The following is a 21,700-nucleotide window of genomic DNA, read 5'->3' as shown; positions in this document are numbered from 1 at the left end:
AAGCTAAAAGAAAACTAAAACCACTTTGTTCACTTATCTTCCGATTATTTTTTTCAAAAATTGTAAACACTTAAACTTGATTGGATTTGGATAATATCGGAAAGTTCCTGCCTTTCTCACAATATAACCATTAAAGTTCTGCTTAAATCGTAATATGCCATCACTTCCATCAAAAATCCCTTGAATACCTAGGAAGTTGTATTTGTCAATTTTTCTTTCCAGGGCCTGCTTCATTGCATGATATTGAAGCAAAAACGGAGCAGAAAACTTCTGATACTCTGTAAATGAGCCTCCAAACAAATATGTTGCTTCCGTATTTGTGTAAATGATTAAAGCACAAGCTAAAGCAATGTTGTCAGATTCACTATCCAAGTTCCTCAAAAGATCTTTTTTCTTTTGTAAAGCTTGATATTGCTGTTTAAATTGCTTTGACTTTTCATCAAGACCAGCCTGCTTCACATCGAGAGCTTCGATTGATTTTTTAGGATTCACTTCAGCAATTAGAAAAGCCGCCTTGTCCTCAAAAGTATCATACAATTTACAGTAATAATCTAAATTCTTATCCTTAAACCCTTGTCTTTTTCCTGTTTCTTCAATAATTTGTTTGAATTTCGAAATTTCATCTCGTTCTATATTTCTTACAATCAGATTAAAATCATATGCTGATTGAATATTTCGAATACTGTTTTTATTAAAGGATTTCAGCAAAGATTTCTCATCGTAACCCTCCAAATCTTTGATAAAATGCCAAAAAAACTCGCCATTAGGGTAACCTGTTGGCAAGTCATCAAATTGATAACCTAAATCAGTTAAACCTTGAATGATATTTTTTTCTCAGTATCTATTGGATTACCTTCACTATCAAAAGTTTGATAAGTTTCATAAGGTTTTACAAGCAACTCTAATACACCATTTTGCTTGGCATATTCTTTTAGTCCCTCATAAAAAACTGGAAGGGCAGCTTTTTGGGTATAAATCGGACCCGAATTGAGCTCCATATGCAGACCACCTAGCATGGACAAGTTATAAACCAGAGCTGCAACTTGAATTTCTCCTTCTTGTTTCAAAAAGCAAGATAAACAATTTGAGCTCCTCTTTTTTCTAATAAGTCCCCCATCTGGACAGATTGCATAAAGGAACGAGAAGAAACCTGATTAGAATAAGTACGAAACTCTTCTTTCGTGAGTGTAATTAGTGCCATATACTTACTTTCTATGTTTTTTTCTTAATATTTTACGGAAATCAAGAGCAAGTCTTAACAGGGGATAGAGAGGATGAGTGGGCATTGTAAATTCACCCAAGTATTCTTCAATCGTTGGATTAAAATTAGCTTTAAAACGATAGAGTCCACCATCTAAAGCATTCTCGACGCCTCCTAAATTTTGCCATAAAATGCCACGTTCAAAGGAATATCGAGCTGTCTCATACCAAGTCAAAATAGGAGCTTTATAACGTCTAAAATCTTCATTCATTCCTGCGTATAGATTGACAGAAGTTTGTCCGAATTCTAAAGTCAAGGTAGCCGCCAAGGGAACTCTTGCTTGACCTGCATCCATATATTCCTGCAAGAAAGTCAATTCCTCTAACAAACGTTCTTTTTCCTTCTTTTGCGCTTCTACTTTTGAAGTTCGAGTCGACTCAGTAAAGGTCTCTTCCAAGGTTCTGTTTTTCGCCAACTGTTCTTCTAATTCTTGCGAACGTTTAGAGACATCCAAGGTTGCCAAGGTGATGTAGGCCTTGTCCTTAAAATTATCTAACAACTTTTTATAATAGGCTTCATTCCTCAAATGAATCTCTTTTCGCTTCTCGGTTTTTTTCATCAAAAAGGAAAAAGACTCCAATAATTCAGTTCCACCAAATTGAATCTCTACCCCCTTATTCCGTGCTGTTCGAATAGCCTGTTTTGTTGACTTTGAAAGTTTATCTTCTTCAAAATTTTCCTTGTATATTTTCGCCTGAATACGAGGTTGAATGGTGTCTCCCATATCCTCTGTTTTTCCTGACCACCTTACTCCCATTTGTTGCAAACTATCAATAATAGCCAAATTTCCAGGAAATTCTGTTTTTTCCTGATTAATTAAACTTTGAGACAGGCAAATACTTGGATCAAAAATCACAAAAATAGCTCTCTTACTGCGAGCATAAGACTTAATGGACTGAACGACAAAACTCAAGAGTTCCGTATCCCCATAATCCAATATAGGTCCTCTTGGGATATAAAACATTTTATACCCCAAAGGCAGAGACTTTATGAGAATACTTGCCACAGCCAGTAATTTCTCCCCTTCATAAACACCAAGTCTCTCATGATTCCAATCAGATTTAACTTTTTCCCAGGCACTGCTTTGTAAAATATTGACCAACTCATGTTGTTCGATAAATCGATCATGCTCTAACGAAGAAATACCAATTTGATAACGATACATATCTCACTCTCTTTCACCTAGTATCTCATTACTATTTTACTACTTTCAATTAAAAAGTCTAGTGAAAATAAACTCTCATTTTCATTTTTAACCTTAGAGAAATAGTCTATATTATTTTATCGATAAAAAACTAGCTCAATCTCTCTTCCAAAACAAAATCAATCGGCAGTGTAGCCAAAAACCGTTCCAATTGTTTTTCCCAATAATACCATTCATGAGTTCCTGCACTATGGCTATAGGTCACATCAAAACCAAGCCTTTTGAGGTTCTTCACCGCTAGGTTATTGGCAGCATACAAGAAATCTTGCTCGCCACACCAAACCCAAAGCTTGGTCTTCTTGTCTGACTTTTTTGCAAGGGTTTCAAGTGAATAAGGACTAGTTTCCCAGTTATCAAGCTTGCCAAAAACTCCTCGCCAGTAAGCAAGCGTTCCAAGATTTTGACTTTCTGGAGAAAACTCTTCGAAACTAAGAGCACCAGAAAAACTAGCTGCGTGTGAGAAACGATTGGTTGACAAAGCCAACTTGAAGGAACCGTAGCCTCCCATTGAAAGGCCAGCGATAAAAGTTTTTTCACGCTTGCTAGACATATTAGGGAAGAAACGTTTGAGCACTTTAGGCAGTTCTTCTGCTAGAGCTGTATAGTAGTTATAGCCATACTGAGTATCTGTATACCAACCGTTACTTGTACTAGACATGACAACAATCAGATTAGTCCCTCGCACCAAGCGCTCTACATTGGTCCGCTTGAGCCAACTGTTGTGATTCCCGGACATCCCATGAAGGAGATAAAGAACAGGAATATCCGTAGAATCTGGCTCCTCAACCCGAGACGCATCAGGGTAGAGAACATTCACTCCCCACTCCATATCTAAAACTTCTGAGTAATACTCAATCTTCATTACTGCCATAACTTGCTCCTTATTCGTTTAAGATAAGAAAAAGCCGAAACTCGACTTTCTCTTGCTATTTGATCCTATTTTGCTTCCATGACTACTGGTAAGATAGCTGGACGACGCTTGGTTTGGTCAAAGAGGAACTTGGCCAAATTATCACGTACCTTACCTTTGAGCTCTGCCCAATCAAACTCTTCACCTTGTAGATAGTCTTCTACTGTTTGATTGACTAACTCTGTACTTTCGCGCAAGATATCACGGCTCTTCTTGAGATAGACAAATCCACGCGTGTGCACTCGAGCTTTAGCAATGATTTTTTTCTCACGACGGTTAACAGTGATAGCCACGATGAAAATCCCATCTTCTGACAAGACCTTACGGTCACGAAGAACGACATTCCCAACATCCCCAATGGCATTTCCGTCAATCAAAACATCGCCTGCTGTAACTGCACCAGATGGAACAAAGTCCCCATGCTCGTAAGACATAGTAGTCCCTTTTTTAGGGATAAAAATACGTTCTGGTAGCATACCAACTGCCATAGCAGCCTTAGCATGGGCATCCAACTCACGGTATTCTCCTTGGATCGGGAAAAGATACTGAGGTTGCAAGAGATTGATCATCAATTGCAAATCACGCGCATTCCCATGTCCTGACACACGCAAGCTATGAGTAATTGGTTTGACAATTCCACCTGCTTGGTAAACCATATTTTCTACACGTGCCATCACTGCTTCCTTGGCGATTGATGGTGTTGTAACGATATAAACTAGGTCACCTTCTTTGATTTCAACATAACGGTGACGACCAATAGACATCTTGCGTAGGCCGTTAATGGGTTCACCCATACGTCCAGTTTCAAGAATGATCAACTCATGATCTTCAAAACGAGACATATCTTTTGGCTTAATCAAAAGATTTTCACTTGCTAGAGACAATTTTTTCAGACGAATAGCTGTACGGACGATATTTTCAATATCGAATCCTGTCAAGACAACACGACGTCCTGTCTCCGCAGCTGCGTCAAAAACCTGCTGAATACGAGAAAGGTTACTTGCAACTGCAGCAACAATGATGCGTCCATCCCAGTCAGAGATGGTTTGCGTGATTTCTACACCAACTTCATTTTCACTGGCTACTTGGATATTGCTATCTGCATTCGCAGAATCACTTAGAAGAGCCAGGACTCCTTCACGACCAATTTCGGCTAAACGTCCAAAGTCAGTGGCATAAGATTCACTAGCTGTTTGGTCAAACTTGAAATCTCCTGTATAGACGATGTTGCCTTCAGATGTTTTCAAAACCACACCCAAACTTTCTGGGATAGAGTGGGTTGTACGGAAAAAGGACACTATCGTTCCACCAAAATCAATCTCTGTATTTTCATCAATCACATGGAAATCATCAAATTTCTTGACGCTGTCATTTCCCTTAACAAAGAGTTTAGCCAGTTCGATGGTCAACTCTGAACCAAATACAGGAACCTTAGCTTCTGCCAAGAGATAAGGAAGGGCGCCAATCGCATCCGCATGCCCGTGTGTTAAGAAAACCCCAGCAATACGGTCGCTATTTTCAAACAAATAGTCCATATTTGGAATAACGACATCGACACCCAACTGTTCATTTTCAGGATATTTCAAACCTGCGTCCAATACAAAAATCGAATCGTTAATTTCTGCGATGTACATGTTCTTACCATTTTCACGTACACCCCCAAGTGTTGTTAATTTAATAGTATTCATTTTTCCTCCGAATAGTCACTTCAACTGTTTGTAGAGCTTTAAATGCTCTCTTTTTCTGAAAGTCCAATTCACTTTCAGCCGAATCTTTTCCATTCATTATACCATTTTTTTACTAATTTTCAAAATGAATCTCACACATAATCCGACTTCAACCATCTGTTTTTATCTTATAATTACAAGATGGCTAAATTCCGACTAAGCCGTCAGATTACCTCTAATCTTCAACTACTTCGACAAGATTAACAAGTACTTCTCGGCCACAGCAGGTCTCTTTGCTCCCAACATCTCTCCCTCATCAACCTTTATATCACACACCTTTAGACATAAGCTTCTAATAAAAATCAGCATGGCAAGCAACTTTATCTCTTGTTCCAAAAATCATACATATCCAAAAGCATCCCCTGAACAAAGATAAACTCACTTCAATCCTTTCCCCTGTTAGGGTTTATAATCTATCAGGAATTTCTTTTCCACTTCTTTCTCCATTTTCTACTTCAACTAACTTCCACTTGAGAGCAAACAAAAAGAGTCAGCAAGCCAACTCTTTCTATTTCTATTCACTTTTTTCCATTAAGAAATCATAGATTTCCTGGACTGTTCCAAGCGCCATTATCTCTTGCTCTTTAACAGTTTGTTTCAGCTTTTGATAAATCTGACTCTCAGCTATATCACGCTTTTCAGCCTCTTTATTCACCCTCATGACTCCATTTTCAATGGTCACAAAGCCAAGTTCTTCAAATATCTGAATCATTTTAACTAATAGAATTTGCTCAATCTTGAGATAGGCCGCCAAATCCTTGAGTTTATAGCGAATATCAAACTCTGGGAACTGATAGATGGTTTTATACAATTTTGCAAACTGCTCTCTCGTTCCATATCCCGTCAAATAGTAAGCCTTGGCTATATCATTTTTAAAGTAAAGAGCTGACAATTCCTGCTCCTGACAGATTTTCTTAAGAAGGGATATATCCTCAGGGATATTCTTCACAACAATGGCTGAACAAGAGGTCACATCAGGTAACTCTTGCGTAAAGTCCAAAACGGCTACCCCTTCTGGCAACAGGGCATTCTTACCACGGATGTTAAAGAGCTGGACACCTTCTACACGGGCATCAACCATCATCAACTGCAAGGTTGTTTGTCCATTCCATTGGTTGACAGAGAGAGTCACTGCTAGTTCCAGTTGCTTGGTCTGTGAGAATTCAGTCGCCCATTTCCCTTGACCAAAAGCGACTACCTCAAAACTGGCCTCACCTTTTGAAATTTTCAGCTTGAGATGAGCATTACCAGCCCCCATAACGCGAGCATTTTCAACTTGAAAATTTCGAATATAGAAGACAGGTTTTTGGTTATCCATCCCAAAAGGAGCTAGACGTTCAAAACTTTTCACCGTCTCCAAACTCAAGGCCTCTAAATCCAGTTCTTCGTCTAAAAATAGATTGTTTTTACCTTGGGCATCTGCACCTTTTTCTCGGATATATGCTTCCAAAACATCAGACAAGACTTCCAGCTTATCCACTTCGAGGGTCATACCTGCAGCACCTGCGTGACCTCCAAATGCGATAAACAGTTCTCGATGTGGGTCCAAGGCTTCAAAGATATCGACTGCTTCTATGCTTCGAGCACTTCCCTTGGCACGTCCATCTTCGATATTTAGCACAATAACTGTCTGACCTAGTTCTTCCAACAAGCGTCCAGCTACAATTCCAAGAACCCCCGGATTCCAGCCTTCCTTGGTCAAAACTTGAACACTTTTATCAGGATCCACCATGCCCTTGGCTTCATCGTAAATCGACTGAACAATTTCCTTACGTTCTTCATTCTTTTGATGAATCAAAAGGGCGATTTCATGCACTTCCTCATCGTCAAATCCAGTCAACAAATCAATAGCTGGATTGGGATCATCCAAACGTCCTAGAGCATTTAAACGCGGTGCTAACTGAAAACCAACTGTCTCTTCTGTCACATCACTACTCGAAATCCCAGCGATTTCAAACATTTCTTGCAATCCCATTCGCTGAGTATTGCGCAAGACCTCAAGACCATATTGGACCATGATACGATTTTCATCCGTCAGGCTGACCATATCGGCAATTGTACCGATGGCAACCAAGTCCAACAACTCAACCTGTACTTCTTCTAAAAGGGCACAAGCCAACTTAAATGCGACACCACAACCCGCCAAATGCTTGAAAGGATAGTCCGCCCCTGGATGTTCAGGATGGATAATAGCATAGGCATCTGGTAAAACCTCAGGCATAGAATGGTGGTCGGTCACAATGACATCCACTCCCATAGACTGGGCCAAATCAATGGCTTCATGCCCCGCCACACCATTGTCCACAGTCACAATCAAAGACACACCCTGCTGTTCGATAAAATATTTGTAGACACTGGCATTTGGACCATAACCATCCGTAAAGCGATTGGGAAGATAAACCAGGCACTCAGCGCCTAACTGTTCTAAACTTTCCTTAACAATGGAAGCCGAAGTCATCCCATCCGCATCGTAGTCCCCGTAAATAAGAATCAGTTCCCCTTGTTCAATAGCATAGCGAATCCGCTCCACTGCCTTTTTCATATCATTTAAAAGGTAGGGATCATGTAATTCCTCCAAAGAAGGTTCTAAAAATTTTTTCAGACTAGTTTCATCCTTGATGCCTCGTTCAAATAACAAACGAGCTACTTCAGGTCCCAAACCAGCTTTCTTAGCTATCTTTGTAAAATTCGCATCCTCAACTTGCGGAGCGAATTGCCAATTATAAGTAGGAATTATCAAAAAAATCATCCACTCTTTCTTACGATTCTATCTTTTTATTATAACATGATTTCCAGTTTTTCTCTTGATTTTCTTACTAAGTTAATGACTCTTCATCACTCTAAGCACCCACTTATAAAACATATACATACCAAAGTCTCTTTCCATTTGTTTACTTGACTTTTGCAATTTCCCCTCAGATAAGGTATAATAATTGTATTGTCTTTTGGGGTCGTTACGGATTCGACAGGCATTATGAGGCATATTTTGCGACTCGTGTGGCGACGTAAACGCTCAGTTAAATATAACTGCAAAAAATAACACTTCTTACGCTCTAGCTGCCTAAAAACCAGCAGGCGTGACCCGATTTGAATCGCTCGTGTTCAATGACAGGTCTTATTATTAGCGAGATACGATCAAACTTTGTCTAGCAGTTTGATAAGAGATTTATAGACTCGCAGTTCCTAGGCTTGAGTTATGTGTCGAGGAGCTGTTAAAACAATACATAACCTATGGTTGTAGACAAATATGTTAGCAGGTGTTTGGACGTGGGTTCGACTCCCACCGGCTCCATTATATTTAAAAAAAGGCGGTGGGACAGAAATCGATAGACAAAGTCTCGGTTTCGTAGTCCCAGCCCCGTGAGGATGATTAGGAGTTTTTTGGAGTCTAAAAGACGAACAAAAAGTCCAATCAGCTACCGCGTCAAAGTTTGATTGCTAATAAAAAGTGAGGTCGGGATCTTTTTTATCCCAACCTCTTTTTGTTTGCCTAGTTTACAAGGCTCCATCTCCATATTTTAAAAATAAACAGTCACCTTTTATTTTTCGTGATCCTACTAACGATACTCGATAGAAATTTCTCCACTTCAATTTACGACCCTTTTGAACAGTTTAAAAATTGCTTATTTTCCACTTTTCCATTAAGTAGCCCAATCAACCAGCCAGCGCCTAAAGACGCTGGCTTTCACGTTGTTCAAGCCTTACTGCTCTTGACTCGTCACTTGCCTCTTAAAGAGACATTGGTACTACTTACCACTATCCCTAAAGGGATCCTCATATTCTTTTACACTTAATTTATCTAGTGCTAGCTCATGCTTTACTCGTTCTCAAATTTTTATACTCGTGAAGAAATCATCCACTGGATAATTTCTTTAACCTTGGATGTATTTCCTTATCGTGGCTTAATTAAGCCCTACTGTACTCACATAATAACCTTCTGCCCATAAATGTCGATTCCCAAATTTGTTCTTGAGGTTGGCGTGTTTATCAAACATCATGAGTGCACTTTTACCCTTTAAATAACCCATGAAACTTGAAACACTTATCCTTGGTGGAATACTTACTAGCATATGTACATGGTCTGGCATTAAGTGATCATCGATAATTTCAACTCTTTTATAACTACACAAGCGATGAAATATTTCTCCCAAACTACTTCGATATTGATTATAGATGACTTTTCGTCTATACTTAGGGGTGAACACAATGTGATAGAACACATCCACTTTGTGTGTGATAAACTATGAGACTTTTGTGCCATGGTTTTCTCCTTTCGCTTTACAATTAGCTTGAACACCTTTATTGTATCGCGTTTGGAGTTTTTTTGATATAACCTTCGACGCGCACCCGCATAGCGGGTGGTTTATTTGTCTCGCACCTCACGGAGCGAGACGGACTAATAGTCACATAATAAGAGAGTATTCACTCCATAAAAAAGAGAGAACATCTGTTCTCTCCAGTATATAAATTTATTTTACTTCAAATCCTTCTGCAACTGCGTCCGCAAAGTTTTCTTCAACGATACTTGCACAGTGGTCACAGATGGTTGCGTGGTAGTGACGTTCTGCTGTACTTGGATCAATACGACGGCAACGGTCACAAACTTCACCTGCAGCGCGTTCAACTGTAAAGGCCACATCTTCAAAGGCTACTGCACCTTCTGGAGCTGGTCCTTCTGCGATAGTCAATTCTGAGACGATCAAGAGTTGAGCTACATTGCTATCAACAGCTCCAAGAAGAGTTTTCACGACTTCGTTTGGATAAACTGTCAAATGAGCTTCAAGGGATTTACCGATTACTTTGGCATTACGAGCTTCTTCCAAGGCTTTTTGAGCTTGACCACGGAAGTCCATGAAGGCTGCCCATGTGTCCAAGATTTCCTCTTGGTTAGCAAATGTTTGAGCTTCTGGCAATTCTGACAATTGAACAAAGTCTTCGGCTTCAAACTCAAGATATGACCAGATTTCTTCCGCAGTGTGAGGAAGGATTGGTGTCAAGAGTTTGGTGATTTTTACAAGGATATCGTAGAAGACAGTTTGCATTTGACAGCGTTCAAGTGATTTGGCACCCTCGATGTAGACAACATCTTTGGCAAAATCAAGGTAGAAGGCAGACAAATCAACGTTGATAAAGTTAACAAGCGCCTTGTAGATGGTCAAGAATTCAAAGTTGGCATAAGCATCACGAATGGTCTTAACAAGCTGGTTAAAGCGAATAGTCATGTACTTGTCAACTGAACGTAATTCTTCGTAAGCCACTGCATCCTCAGCTGGGTTAAAGTCAGATGTGTTAGCAATCAAGAAACGAAGCGTGTTACGGATTTTACGGTAAGATTCCGATACTTGGCTAAGGATATCCATTGAGATACGAACGTCATTGCTAGTATCTACACTTGTTACCCAAAGACGAAGAATTTCAGCGCCAAATTGTTTCTCAACATCGCTAGGCAAAATAGTATTTCCAAGAGATTTGGACATCTTTTCATCCTTACCATCAAGCGTAAAACCTTGAGACAAGATTTGTTTGTAAGGTGCTACGCCATGGTTGGCAACAGATGTGATGAGTGATGAGTTAAACCAACCACGGTATTGGTCAGAACCTTCTAAGTAAAGGTCTGCTGGGTAAGTCAATTCTGGACGGTTAACCACAACTCCGTTCCATGAAGAACCTGAGTCAAACCAAACGTCCATGATGTCTGTTTCTTTCTTGAACTCACCATTTGGTGAACCTGGATGTGTAAATCTTTCTGGCAAGAGGTCTTTAGCATCACGTTCCCACCAGATGATGGATCCATGCTCTTCAAAGAGTTGAGCTACATGTTCGATCGTTTCAGCTGTCATGATTGGTGTGCCGTCTTCAGCATAGAAGATCGGAAGTGGAACACCCCAAGCACGTTGACGAGAGATAACCCAGTCACCACGGTCACGAATCATGTTGTAAAGACGAACTTTACCCCATTCTGAATGGAATTTCACTTTTTCAATTTCATCTAAGATTTCTTGACGGAATTTGGATACAGAGGCAAACCATTGTGGCACTGCACGCCAGATGATTGGTTTTTTCGTACGCCAGTCAAATGGGTATGAGTGAGAGATTTCTTCTTGAGCAAGAAGGAGGCTACCTAATTTTTCAATAACCGTTGGCAATACCTTGTCATAGAATTGACCTTCAAACTCAGCGCCAGCATTAGCCATCATGATACCGCGTTCGTTAACAGTCACAGCAACCTCAAGACCATTAGCAATACCAACATTGTAGTCATCCTCACCAAAACCAGGGGCTGTATGGACGATACCTGTACCAGAGTCAGTTGTAACGTGGTCACCAAGAATAACAAGTTCATCTACTGCAGTATCCCATGGGTGTTCTGTTACGATATGGTTGAGTTCTTGTCCACGATAAGTTGCTAAAACTTGAACATCAGACCAACCAAACTTCTCAGACAAGCTATTCAATAGTTCTGAAGCGACCACAAACTTACGAGATTCGCCAGCTGGTTGCACCAAGACGTAATCAATATCCGCACCAACAGTCAAACCACGTGAAGCCGTGATGGTGAATGGAGTCGTTGTCCAAACAACAATGTAAGTATCAGCGTCTAAAATACCTTTGCCATCTTTGACCTTGTTGGCATAGTAAAGTGAGGTTGAAACCAAGTCATGGTATTCGATTTCCGCTTCAGCAAGAGCTGACTCAGATGACCATGACCAGTAAACTGGCTTAGCTCCACGGTAGATGTAGCCCTTGTTCGCCATTTCACCGAAGACACGGATTTGCGCTGCTTCATAATCAGGAGTCAAAGTCACATATGGATTTTCCCAGTCACCAGAAACCCCCAAACGTTTAAAGTCTTCACGTTGTTTATCTACTTGAGAAAGAGCATATTCACGGCAAAGTTTCAAGTACTCAACTAAGTCCATTTCTTTACGTTTGACACCTTGTTTTGCCAAAACTTGCTCGATTGGCAGACCATGAGTGTCCCAACCTGGGATGTAAGGTGCATAGAAACCTGACATTGATTTTGAGCGAACAATGATATCTTTTGAAATCTTATTCATAGCGTGTCCAACGTGGATATTTCCGTTCGCGTATGGAGGGCCATCATGCAAGGTGAAATGAGGTTTTCCTTGGTTCAATTCTTGACGACGTTGGTAAAGTTTAGCTTCTTCCCATTCTTTTTGCCATACTGGCTCTTTGGTAGGAAGGCCTGCACGCATTGGGAAGTCTGTTTTCCCAAGATTTAAAGTTTCTTTGAGTTTCATGATATCTCCTTTATTATATAGACAAAATAAAAACCACGACTCGCTAAAAAGGACGAAGATCGTGGTACCACCTTTATTCGGAAAAAGAACTAGTCTTTCTCCCTCTTTTCCCGTAACGTGGGCGACGTCAAATCTTACTAACTTCAGACTTGATAACTTGAGAGGATAATCTTATCAACAGGGATTGTAGGACTTCCACCATCTCCTACTCGCTAAAAATATGTTTGATAAGATCTTGTTCTCAGATTTTATTTCTTATAAAAGATCAATAGATTCTTTCACGAGTGTTGGTTGAGAATCTTGATTTGAAGAAACTACTCCTTCTACTACTGAGCTAGCAGTATCTGGTCTTGCTTCTTTTTGTGATTCAGCCAATTCTCGATTAGCTGCTTCGATGCGAGCTTGGAGCTCTGCTACTTCCTCAGGTGAAAACTGACGAGTCATATCAATCGGATTTTCATCATGGTAACCAGTAACATCCTCACCCAAAACTTCTCCGACAACTTCTTTAAAAGCTTCGTCACTTGTTTGAAGGTAAGTCGCTGTCGGACGCAAAATTTCTTCCCAGTCAGATGAGTCTACAATAGCCAATTGACTTTCAATTGTAGATTTCAAACGTTGATGGAAGACACGGCTCTTATTCTTCAACTCTTCCGTCTCTACTGCAACCTTCTTAGCATTATCCGTAGCTTGACGCAAGATTTCGTTAGCCTTATACTTAGCCTCATCAAGCAAACGCTGGGCATCTTGTTCTGCCTGTTTGATGATATTTTGTGAGCGTTCATTGGCAGATTGCTTGACGCGCTCCGCAGTATCTTGAGCAATCAATACAGACTGGCTCAATGACTCCTTAATCTCATCAAAATAAGACAAACGTTCCTCTAAATTTTTAATGTGTTGTTCTTTTTCATGGTTACTACGAACAAGCGCTTCATAGTCACGAACAACAATATCTAGAAATTCATCAACTTCTTCAGGATTAAAACCTCTAAACTTGGTACTAAAGGTTTTATCCTTGATTTCTAACGATGTAATTGGCATATTTTTCCTCACTTACTTAATAAAAAATAGAATCATTCAATGGTTCTGGTTCTTGCTCGTTTGTCACTGATCTCTTAGGAAAATCAGTAGTAAAAGACGAAAGACATTCTTCTAATCTTTTGATATAGACTTCAGTTTCATCCTTGTAACGGACTAGTTCCTCATAGTCAAAATAAATCTTATCCAAAAATTCGTCAACTTCTTCCTTATTATAGCCTCTGAATTTAATGGAGAAAGCTTTATCAATAATTTCCTGTGGTGTAATCGACATGTTTCTTCTCACTTACTTAGTAGTAATTGGACTGTTATTTTTTTCTTATCTTTTTTGGTTTGACCATTTTCTTTGAGTAAGATAATCCGTCCGAAGCGTCTAACACTTACTAAATCACCTAACTTAACTTGATAGTCAGATTTTTCAACCAGATGGTAATTTACCTGAACAAACTTTCTTTCTAATAAATCAGCTGTCTGAGAGCGAGACAATTTCAGAACATTTGACAAGAAAGCATCCAAGCGCATACTCGGAACTAAAACTTCCTTTTCCTGATAATCACTCTCGGCTTCTACCAATTCTTCAAAAGATACGACTTCTAGTTTGACAGGCAATCTAGCAATCTTTTGAATCCCATCTTGAAAGAGAGAAGTGAATTTTTGGTCCACAATGATTTGGGCTCTATTCTCCGTTACTAATATATCACCAAATAACTTGCGATCAATTCCCAGACGATTCAGAACGGTTCCTAAAATCTTGGAATGAGTCAATTGGTCAAACTTACTAGAATAAACAATCTCGAGTAATTCCATTTCAAAATCCGCCAAAGTCGGTATGAAATAATCTGGTGCAAGAAGCACACGACTATACTCACTAGGCACAAAATCATTGCTTGAAAAAACTTGAATCCCTTGATGATTCCCCAATGTCTTTAAAATAAAGACCTGATGGGGGTTGATAAAGGGAGTTAGGATGGGAGCGTAGTGCTCTTCTACCTGCCTAAGCCACTCCAATCCCTTATCAATGAAAGGAATATCCTCGACTGAGAAATGCTGATAAATATCTTTTCTCATGCTAGTATATAAAGAAAACGGATCAAATAGTTTCCAAGTAAATGAACTAAAATGACAGCCACCCAAACTGAAAAATCAATACCACCAATACTTAGGGGCAGACGTCTCAAGGGTTGAAGGATCGGTTTGACTAAGCTAGTCAACAAACGACCTAGTGCTGTATCATAGGCATTGGGAAACCAAGATAATAGAGCAAAAGCTACAAGTATCCATGAATAGATAGTTGCAGCATTCTGTATAAAACGAATTAGAAAAATCATTATTTCACTCGATTTCTCTTCATATCAAAATCAAACTCTTCACCGTGAGAACCATCAGGCAAGCGAATGTCTTCAATATTAACCACAACTCCTACTGGTGTCAAAAGATACATAGTATTTGCAACCTTTCTTAATTCACCAGCTAGCACATGACGAGCTCCATCTAAGTAATCTAGACAGCGGCGCGCTTGTACTTCAGTCATATATTGGAAGTCAATTAGAATACTTTCGTTACCTGCCAACAAATCAACGATATCTGTTGCATCTTCGTAGCGACGAGGATAACGAACATCAATGGTTACCTTTTCTGTGCTACGATGGCTCTGCATCGCCAACTCTTGCTGACGGGCATGAAGGCGCGTAATATTTTTCTCTTTAGAATTCACTTGTGAAGACTGTGGTGATTGTTGAGCTCGTGGAAGTTCTTCCTTTGGAGCCGAAACTGAAGTTAAGGTTTGTTCAGACTTTAATTCAGCAACGCTTGGTGCCACCTCTTCTCCATCTTCAGTGAAATAATCTATAAACTTATCAAATTTATCTTTTAGTGACATGGTTATTTCCTATTTAAAAAATGCTGTACCGATTCGAACGAAAGTTGAACCACATTGAATCGCTTCTTTGAAGTCTCGACTCATACCCATACTTAGTTCTGTCATCGGCATATGGGGGAGATGTTTTTCTTGAATGGTTTTTTGCAATTCTTGCGTTTCTTTAAATATCTCTAGTAATTCTTGACTAGTTGCTTCAAATGGAGCCATGGTCATCAGACCTACATACTCAATCTGGTCTAATTCTGAAAGTTCAGGTAAGAGGGCTAACAATTCTTCTTTCGAAAAACCGTGCTTACTTTCTTCCTGAGAAATATTTACTTGCAAAAAGCACTTAATCTTGTGGTCCGCTCGTTTTTGAATTTCCTGAGCTAGCTTTAAGGAATCTAAAGCATGAAAATAATCCACATAAGAAATCACTTCCTTGACTTTACGTCTCTGTAAGGTTCCGATCAAATGCCAGGTAAGATTCTTATCACTTAGAGCATGATACTTGTCAAGAAATTTATCAACACGGTTCTCACCAATGTGTTGCACTCCTTGCGAAACCAAAGCTGAGGCTGTTTCAACATCTACATATTTGGTCACCGCAATCACAGAAACCGAATCGTTTTCACGACCGGCTTCTTGAACTGCATTCGATATCTGTTGAAAAACAAGGTTCGTATTTTCTTTTAAATTCATCTTCATTAACGATTTTTAAAGAATGGTGGTGTTTCCAACTCATCTTCATCTGTCGCTGCTGGAACTTCAAAACGTTCCACTGGAGAAACAACTGGTTCTCCTTGACGAACAATGGCATCGCGTCTCAAGTCCCAGTCACCAAAGGCCGATGTCTTTGGCGCTTCTTGACGGCGATAACTTGGAGTTGGAATTTCTGCTGTATCAGCCATATCAAAATTACGGTCAAAAGTTTGTACATGGCTAGTTCGAGCAGGTTCACGATGTGTTGCTTGACGTGGTTGAGCAGTTACAACTTTCTCAACTTTATCCTGACGTACTCCTGTTGCAACAACAGTCACGCGGATTTCGTCTTTCATTGTCTCATCGATAGATGTTCCAAGCCAGATGTTAACACCATGACCAGCTGCTTGGTTCACAATTTCTGATGCTTCTTCAGCTTCAATCAAAGTCAAGTCCAAGCCACCCGTTACGTTGACAATCACATCTTCTGCTCCATCGATAGTTGTTTCAAGAAGTGGTGAGTAGATTGCTTTACGAGCAGCTTCTACAACACGTTCTTCACCGCTACCGATACCAATACCCATGAGGGCATTACCTTTGTTGGCCATAACCGTCTTAACGTCTGCAAAGTCCAAGTTGATCAAACCAGGATTTGTAATCAAATCTGTAATCCCTTGTACACCTTGACGAAGAACGTTGTCAGCTTCACTCAATGCTTCAAGAAGTGGAGTCTTCTTGTCAACGATTTCTAGCAAGTTGTTGTTTGAGATAATCAAGAGTGTATCAACATGCTCACGAAGTTCGTTAATTCCTTCGATGGCAAATTGTCCACGTTTGCTTCCTTCAAAACCAAATGGACGAGTTACAACACCGACTGTCAAAGCACCAAGACTTTTTGCAATACGAGCGATAACTGGTGCAGCACCTGTACCAGAACCACCACCCATACCAGCAGTGATGAAGACCATGTCAGCACCGCTGATTGCTTCTGTCAATACTTCTTCGCTTTCTTCTGCAGCTTTACGACCAACTTCAGGTTGTCCTCCTGCACCAAGTCCGCGAGTCAATTTAGGGCCGAGCTGAATAACTGTCTCAGCTTTTGTACTGCTCAAAGCTTGTACATCTGTGTTGGCTGCGATAAATTCAACGCCAGAAACGCCTTCGTCAACCATACGGTTGATGGCATTTCCACCACCACCGCCGACACCGATTACTTTAATTACTGCACCTTGTGCTGCTGCTGTATCAAATGAAAATGTCATATTTATATTCCTCTATTTTATTCGTCAAACATGCTTCCAATCAAGCTACGGAAACGATCCGTTAATTTACCTTTGCTCTTTTCTTCTGATTGAAGAGGAGCTACTGGTTCAACAGATTGAGTTGTTTCAGGCTCAGGAGTTGCCACTGTATTAAATACTGGTCGTGGAGAACCAGGTGAAACTGGTTGAGCTGAACTTCTAAAGTCAATCGGTTGGTGGCGTAAACTTTCGTCACCTCGAATTGCTCGTTGTGCCAAAATATTCACTTCAGTAAGACTACCAGCGAATTCTGACAAGCTGATGACATGAGCAAAAGCAGGATTGCGAATACCCACTTGATTTGGTACGAATAACTTAACGCGTACTCCAAATACTTCTTGGGCCAATTCAACGACACCTGGAAGAAGAGCATTCCCACCAATCAAGACAATACCACCTGGCAAGTCTAATAGGTGACGTCTTTCCAAGTCTTGCTTAATTTGCTCAAAAATGTGCTTGATTCTTGCTGAAATAATCTCAGCCAAGTATTCTTCAGTTACTTCAACTGGTTCAACTTCACCGATCACTTCAACTTGGAAAGTTTCCTTGCTAGCTAGTGGTGGATAAGCTTCACCATAGTTCAATTTTAGACCTTCTGCAATTTTCTTAGAAGTCTTGAGAACTTTTGAAATGTCTTTTGTGACATAATCGCCACCTTCTTGGTTGACATTTGTATATTGAAGTTCTTGGTTGCGAATAGTGGCAACAGTCGTTTGACCACCACCCATGTCAATAACAGTCGCACCAAACTCACGTTCACCTTCATTCAAGACAGAGTGAACCATTGCAAGAGGTGAAATAATCACGTTTTCGACTTGAACGCCTACACGCTCAACAGTTTTACGAAGATTGTGGAGGATGGTACGTGGGCCAGTGTACAAGAGACCGCGCATTTCCAAACGCACACCCATCATTCCGCGAGGATCACGAATTCCTTGGAATCCATCTACGACAAATTCCTCTGGAATAAAGGTGATAACTTCACGGTCTGGAGTCATACTTTTAGTCAAGGCTGATTTGACAACATTTTCGACATCTTGATCCGTAATTTCTTTTGTATCTGATGTCACTGGAATCATGCCTTGAGTTGGCTCCACTTGTAGCAAATTAGCTGGTAGGCCAACGTTTACAGACTTGATTGAAATTCCTGCTTTTTCTTCTGCTTGAGAAATTGCAGACTTAATAGCAGTCGCTGCTGCTTCGATGTCAACGATAATCCCATCTTTGACACCTTTACTTTTGGCATTGCTAACGCCAATTACATTTACTTCACCATTTACAAGCTCTGCAACCAACACTTTAATAGAGCTAGTTCCGATATCTAAGCCTGTAAAAAAACCATTTCTAGTCATTACACTGCGTCCTCTCTATCTTCCCAGTTTCACACTTCTATTTTTAATAGCTACACCAAGGCATAACTACTCACAAAATATTATAACACAAAAAAAACATTCGTGCTCGAATTTTCTAACATTTAAACAAGCTTTTTCTTGAATTTTTATAATTATCCGACGATTGCATATACGAGTAAACAAAAAAAGAAAGAGAATCACTCTTCTCTCTCTTTCTGTATACATTTCAGCCTCCAGTAAGGCTATTTTTTAAGATCTTGTTTGTAAAATTCTTTCAAGGCATCTTTCCAAGTTGGGATGACAAATCCAGTTGCTTTGGCTTTGGTCAAACTCATCGTTGAGTTTAGAGGACGTTTAGCTTTGGCAGGAAATTGGCTCGAGTCTACTGGCTTGACTTCGACATCTGTATCCTTCAAAATTTCAACCGCAAAGTCATACCAAGTTGTGTCTTCTGTCGCATCATTCGACAAATGATAATAACCAAATTCCTTGCGATTTTCAGCTAGGAAAGTCATGAACTCAGCCAAGGTACGCGTCCAGGTTGGTCGACCATGTTGGTCATTTACAACTGTCAAAGTCTTATGAGTTTTAGCAAGATTTTGCATCGTGAAGACAAAGTTTTTGCCGTAATTTCCAAAAACCCAGGCAGTACGGATAATATAGAAGTTTGAAACGTGTTTTTCTACAAGCTCCTCTCCCATACGCTTAGTCCGACCATATTCAGTTTGAGGATCTGGTTTGTCATCCACTTCCCACTCTTGTCCAACTGGTTTCTTACCATCAAATACATAATCAGTAGAGATGTAGACTAGAGTTGCTCCATGCTTTTCGGATGCTTTTGCGACATTTTCTGTCCCCGTCACATTGATGGCGAAGTCCAACTCTTTTCCTTCATCCTCTGCTGCATCAACAGCTGTGTAGGCTGCACAATGGTAAACTAAAGTCGGTTTCACCTCTTCAAAAACTTTCTCAACCATTTCCGCATCGGTAATATCCATCTCAGCCACATCTACCGCAACGTATTCTTCATTACGCTCATCCAATAAATAGCGAAGTTCCGTTCCTAATTGGCCATTTGCCCCTGTAATTAAAATCATCTCTACATCTTTCTAATAATTAACTCTGTCCAATATAGCAATAAAATGCAGATAGTCTCTGCTTTTTATAAGTTAACAAACTATTATTTTTTAGCAAAATTGCTCACCAGCTTCGAAAATGGTGAACTCAGGCTTTCCCCCAGTCATCATATAATTTGCTTGTGTAAATAGCATAGCAAAATTTATGTCCTGTACAATTAGTCACATGATCAAAAAAGAATCCGCAAATTCCTCTATCCCTACCTTCTTGTTTTACAAAAATACAGGACTTCACTAAATCTGTTACTCTAATTCTTCCTTTAATAAACTTAAAGTTAAAATTCTCAAATTGTCTAAATTATCTAAATCATTAGGATACTGTCTAATTGTTGTAACATTTTTATCTAATAAAATAACAGGCCTAATAGAATAATCTTTATACTTACTTTTTACAAAATCTACTTTTTTCTGAAGTTGTTTTTTAAACTTTTCATGTAGATCACTTATTCTATTCCTATACGACGAAAAATCTGATGGAAACTGTAGTACTTTACACTCAATAACATAGATAATTCCTTTAGCTTCGCTTATTGCTAAACAATCAATTTCTCCAGTATTTTGATTTCGAAAAACATCATTCGCAATTTCTTCCGTCACTATTCCTGTTTCTGTATATATTTGCCAAGCACCACAATCAGTAACACCACCAGATTTATACCCAAAATTAGATAATAACTTAACAACTTCTATTTCAAAAGGTTTTGAATAGATATTTTGAAATAACTTTTCATCTTTTTCAGATATTGTTCTTGTTGTATTCATTTTAAAAATAAATGATTCAATGTAATTATTAAGAGAATCAAACATATTATAACATGATGCAAAACAATATTTCTCATTAAATAATGGTATTAAAGGTCTTGAGACAATTTTATTTGGATTTCCTAAATAGTCAATATCTAGAAAATCTCTAGTTAACATTAAATTATTTTTAAAGTTTAAATCAGAAGTGTACCGAGAAATAATTTTCTCAAATTCACTCATACTTAAGTAAAATATCCCACTATTATTTTGTAGCTGGACTATGGAATTAGTATACAAATTCAATCTTATTTTGAAACCCTTCCAAAAATTTGTATACCTAGTATCATTAACTCCTTTGAAATGTTCAAAAAAAGTTCCTTTAAAATAATCAATATTATTTGGTGCTTCTCCATCAAATATTCTATTTATAGAATTAATGTATTTTACAGGATCATCAAAAAATAAATTATTATTTATTTCTGTAGACCTTTGTCCATCACCATATAGAACTTCTGGAAAGATATAGTTATTCTGTAAAAATGTTCTAGAAGCTTCATCCAGTCCTACCTCCATTTCAGATAAATAAAGATTTATTTGCAAATCATTTTTCTCATCTGAAAATAACCACTGATAGGGAACTAGGTTTGAATACTTAATCATCTTTTTTATTAAATCAAAAAAAGATTTCTCTAGACGACAAGTATTGCTTAAAATAGTTTTATCCCCCTCTGACCATATAATAGCAATCAGATTTTTTAATGCGACACCTTTATCTTTCAAATGTTTCCAATTATTATCAAAATAAATTATATCCAAAGCTTTGATAAGTATTGGTATAGTGAAATTTATATTGACTCCTTTAGAAAGAAAGATAATATCTTTTTTGAGTTTGTCCATTTCTTCTAAAATATCATCTTCGCTTTTTAAAATGACATACTCAGATGAGCCCTCGTTTTTTTGTTCTAACTCCTGTAGAAGATAACTCACATTACTGTGAAAATTATCCATACCAATCTTCATCGCTTTTTCTATTGATTTCATCTTTTCTTTTTCTAAATTTCGTATACGTTTTTTCTTCACTTTCATATACTTCTTCCTTTCAACTGATTCACAATTCCTCGGTATAGCAATAGAGGTTGGGACAAAAGATCCCTACCTCACTTTTATTTGCAATCAAACTTTGACGCGGTAGCTGATTGGACTTT

General features: G+C 38.9%; 14 protein-coding genes, 1 other RNA gene and 4 pseudogenes. 1 reads left to right on the top strand and 18 read right to left on the bottom strand.

Annotated features, from left to right (window positions below; all coding sequences use genetic code 11):
• Positions 1 to 33: 33 nt before the first annotated feature.
• From ACESOD_RS04485 to recJ, 5 genes and pseudogenes are all read right to left on the bottom strand, one after another.
• Positions 34 to 1,201 (bottom strand): annotated as a pseudogene (locus ACESOD_RS04485) (peptidoglycan bridge formation glycyltransferase FemA/FemB family protein).
• Between the two features lie 4 nt (positions 1,202 to 1,205).
• Entirely contained in the window at positions 1,206 to 2,426 is a 1,221-nt protein-coding gene (locus ACESOD_RS04480; protein ID WP_373094250.1) for an aminoacyltransferase, read from the bottom strand.
• A 130-nt stretch (positions 2,427 to 2,556) separates the two neighbouring features.
• Positions 2,557 to 3,336, bottom strand: a complete 780-nt coding sequence (locus ACESOD_RS04475; protein ID WP_373094248.1) for an alpha/beta hydrolase — start codon at positions 3,334 to 3,336, stop codon at positions 2,557 to 2,559.
• A gap of 65 nt (positions 3,337 to 3,401) precedes the next feature.
• On the bottom strand, positions 3,402 to 5,063 hold the full coding sequence (locus ACESOD_RS04470; protein ID WP_373094246.1) for a ribonuclease J: 1,662 nt from the start codon (positions 5,061 to 5,063) through the stop codon (positions 3,402 to 3,404).
• A 553-nt stretch (positions 5,064 to 5,616) separates the two neighbouring features.
• Complete coding sequence (gene recJ, locus ACESOD_RS04465) at positions 5,617 to 7,842, bottom strand: single-stranded-DNA-specific exonuclease RecJ (RefSeq protein WP_373094393.1); 2,226 nt, start codon at positions 7,840 to 7,842, stop codon at positions 5,617 to 5,619.
• A 207-nt stretch (positions 7,843 to 8,049) separates the two neighbouring features.
• Here recJ and ssrA point away from each other — a divergent pair.
• Positions 8,050 to 8,397, top strand: a transfer-messenger RNA (tmRNA) gene (gene ssrA, locus ACESOD_RS04460).
• Between the two features lie 451 nt (positions 8,398 to 8,848).
• Here ssrA and tnpA read toward each other — a convergent pair.
• The 13 genes and pseudogenes from tnpA to ACESOD_RS04395 all read right to left on the bottom strand — a co-directional run bounded on the left by tnpA (position 8,849) and on the right by ACESOD_RS04395 (position 21,581).
• Positions 8,849 to 9,363: pseudogene (gene tnpA, locus ACESOD_RS04455) on the bottom strand (IS200/IS605 family transposase).
• Between the two features lie 208 nt (positions 9,364 to 9,571).
• Positions 9,572 to 12,364, bottom strand: coding sequence for an isoleucine--tRNA ligase (gene ileS / locus ACESOD_RS04450; RefSeq protein WP_373094244.1), 2,793 nt, complete (start codon positions 12,362 to 12,364; stop codon positions 9,572 to 9,574).
• Between the two features lie 365 nt (positions 12,365 to 12,729).
• A pseudogene (locus ACESOD_RS04445) lies at positions 12,730 to 13,405 on the bottom strand (DivIVA domain-containing protein); the annotation flags it as partial.
• Between the two features lie 16 nt (positions 13,406 to 13,421).
• The gene (locus tag ACESOD_RS04440; RefSeq protein WP_373094243.1) at positions 13,422 to 13,676 is read right to left on the bottom strand and encodes a DivIVA domain-containing protein; all 255 of its coding nucleotides are present in this window, start codon (positions 13,674 to 13,676) and stop codon (positions 13,422 to 13,424) included.
• Positions 13,677 to 13,684: 8 nt separating this feature from the next.
• Complete coding sequence (locus ACESOD_RS04435) at positions 13,685 to 14,470, bottom strand: YlmH family RNA-binding protein (RefSeq protein ID WP_373094241.1); 786 nt, start codon at positions 14,468 to 14,470, stop codon at positions 13,685 to 13,687.
• Positions 14,467 to 14,730 carry a YggT family protein gene (locus tag ACESOD_RS04430; protein ID WP_000576492.1) on the bottom strand — a complete coding sequence of 88 codons (264 nt, stop codon included), beginning with the start codon at positions 14,728 to 14,730 and terminating at the stop codon, positions 14,467 to 14,469. Before ACESOD_RS04430 ends, ACESOD_RS04435 begins: the two co-directional genes overlap by 4 nt.
• Positions 14,730 to 15,281 (bottom strand): cell division protein SepF, encoded by a 552-nt coding sequence (locus ACESOD_RS04425; RefSeq protein WP_049510385.1) that lies wholly within the window; start codon positions 15,279 to 15,281, stop codon positions 14,730 to 14,732. The genes ACESOD_RS04430 and ACESOD_RS04425 overlap by 1 nt, the downstream gene beginning before the upstream one ends.
• A 9-nt stretch (positions 15,282 to 15,290) precedes the next feature.
• Positions 15,291 to 15,962, bottom strand: a complete 672-nt coding sequence (locus ACESOD_RS04420; RefSeq protein ID WP_373094239.1) for a YggS family pyridoxal phosphate-dependent enzyme — start codon at positions 15,960 to 15,962, stop codon at positions 15,291 to 15,293.
• Positions 15,963 to 15,967: 5 nt separating this feature from the next.
• Positions 15,968 to 17,224: a cell division protein FtsZ gene (gene ftsZ, locus ACESOD_RS04415; protein WP_049503964.1), complete on the bottom strand. Its 1,257-nt coding sequence runs from the start codon at positions 17,222 to 17,224 to the stop codon at positions 15,968 to 15,970.
• Positions 17,225 to 17,241: 17 nt separating this feature from the next.
• Positions 17,242 to 17,433 carry a cell division protein FtsA C-terminal domain-containing protein gene (locus tag ACESOD_RS04410; protein ID WP_373094392.1) on the bottom strand — a complete coding sequence of 64 codons (192 nt, stop codon included), beginning with the start codon at positions 17,431 to 17,433 and terminating at the stop codon, positions 17,242 to 17,244.
• A pseudogene (ftsA, locus tag ACESOD_RS04405) lies at positions 17,424 to 18,615 on the bottom strand (cell division protein FtsA); the annotation flags it as partial. The pseudogene ftsA and the gene ACESOD_RS04410, both read right to left, overlap by 10 nt.
• Positions 18,616 to 18,857: 242 nt before the next feature.
• Positions 18,858 to 19,712, bottom strand: coding sequence for a dTDP-4-dehydrorhamnose reductase (gene rfbD, locus ACESOD_RS04400; protein ID WP_373094237.1), 855 nt, complete (start codon positions 19,710 to 19,712; stop codon positions 18,858 to 18,860).
• 282 nt (positions 19,713 to 19,994) lie between these two features.
• Positions 19,995 to 21,581, bottom strand: a complete 1,587-nt coding sequence (locus ACESOD_RS04395) for a hypothetical protein (protein WP_373094235.1) — start codon at positions 21,579 to 21,581, stop codon at positions 19,995 to 19,997.
• Positions 21,582 to 21,700 lie beyond the last annotated feature (119 nt).

Source organism: Streptococcus oralis (assembly GCF_964238205.1).
GTDB classification, from domain to species: Bacteria; Bacillota; Bacilli; order Lactobacillales; family Streptococcaceae; genus Streptococcus; species Streptococcus oralis_CZ.
The sequence above is the reverse complement of the archived record's forward strand: the minus strand, read 5'-3'. Positions and strand labels throughout refer to the sequence as shown.

Excerpts from the sequence above, each read along its gene's own strand:
- ileS (WP_373094244.1), bottom strand. The coding sequence starts at position 12,364 with ATGAAACTCAAAGAAACTTTAAATCTTGGGAAAACAGACTTCCCAATG.
- ACESOD_RS04425 (WP_049510385.1), bottom strand. The coding sequence starts at position 15,281 with ATGTCACTAAAAGATAAATTTGATAAGTTTATAGATTATTTCACTGAA.
- ACESOD_RS04420 (WP_373094239.1), bottom strand. The coding sequence starts at position 15,962 with ATGAATTTAAAAGAAAATACGAACCTTGTTTTTCAACAGATATCGAAT.
- rfbD (WP_373094237.1), bottom strand. The coding sequence starts at position 19,712 with ATGATTTTAATTACAGGGGCAAATGGCCAATTAGGAACGGAACTTCGC.
- ACESOD_RS04395 (WP_373094235.1), bottom strand. The coding sequence starts at position 21,581 with ATGAAAGTGAAGAAAAAACGTATACGAAATTTAGAAAAAGAAAAGATG.
- ACESOD_RS04470 (WP_373094246.1), bottom strand. The coding sequence starts at position 5,063 with ATGAATACTATTAAATTAACAACACTTGGGGGTGTACGTGAAAATGGT.
- ACESOD_RS04440 (WP_373094243.1), bottom strand. The coding sequence starts at position 13,676 with ATGTCGATTACACCACAGGAAATTATTGATAAAGCTTTCTCCATTAAA.
- ACESOD_RS04435 (WP_373094241.1), bottom strand. The coding sequence starts at position 14,470 with ATGAGAAAAGATATTTATCAGCATTTCTCAGTCGAGGATATTCCTTTC.
- ftsZ (WP_049503964.1), bottom strand. The coding sequence starts at position 17,224 with ATGACATTTTCATTTGATACAGCAGCAGCACAAGGTGCAGTAATTAAA.
- ACESOD_RS04475 (WP_373094248.1), bottom strand. The coding sequence starts at position 3,336 with ATGGCAGTAATGAAGATTGAGTATTACTCAGAAGTTTTAGATATGGAG.
- ACESOD_RS04480 (WP_373094250.1), bottom strand. The coding sequence starts at position 2,426 with ATGTATCGTTATCAAATTGGTATTTCTTCGTTAGAGCATGATCGATTT.
- ACESOD_RS04430 (WP_000576492.1), bottom strand. The coding sequence starts at position 14,730 with ATGATTTTTCTAATTCGTTTTATACAGAATGCTGCAACTATCTATTCA.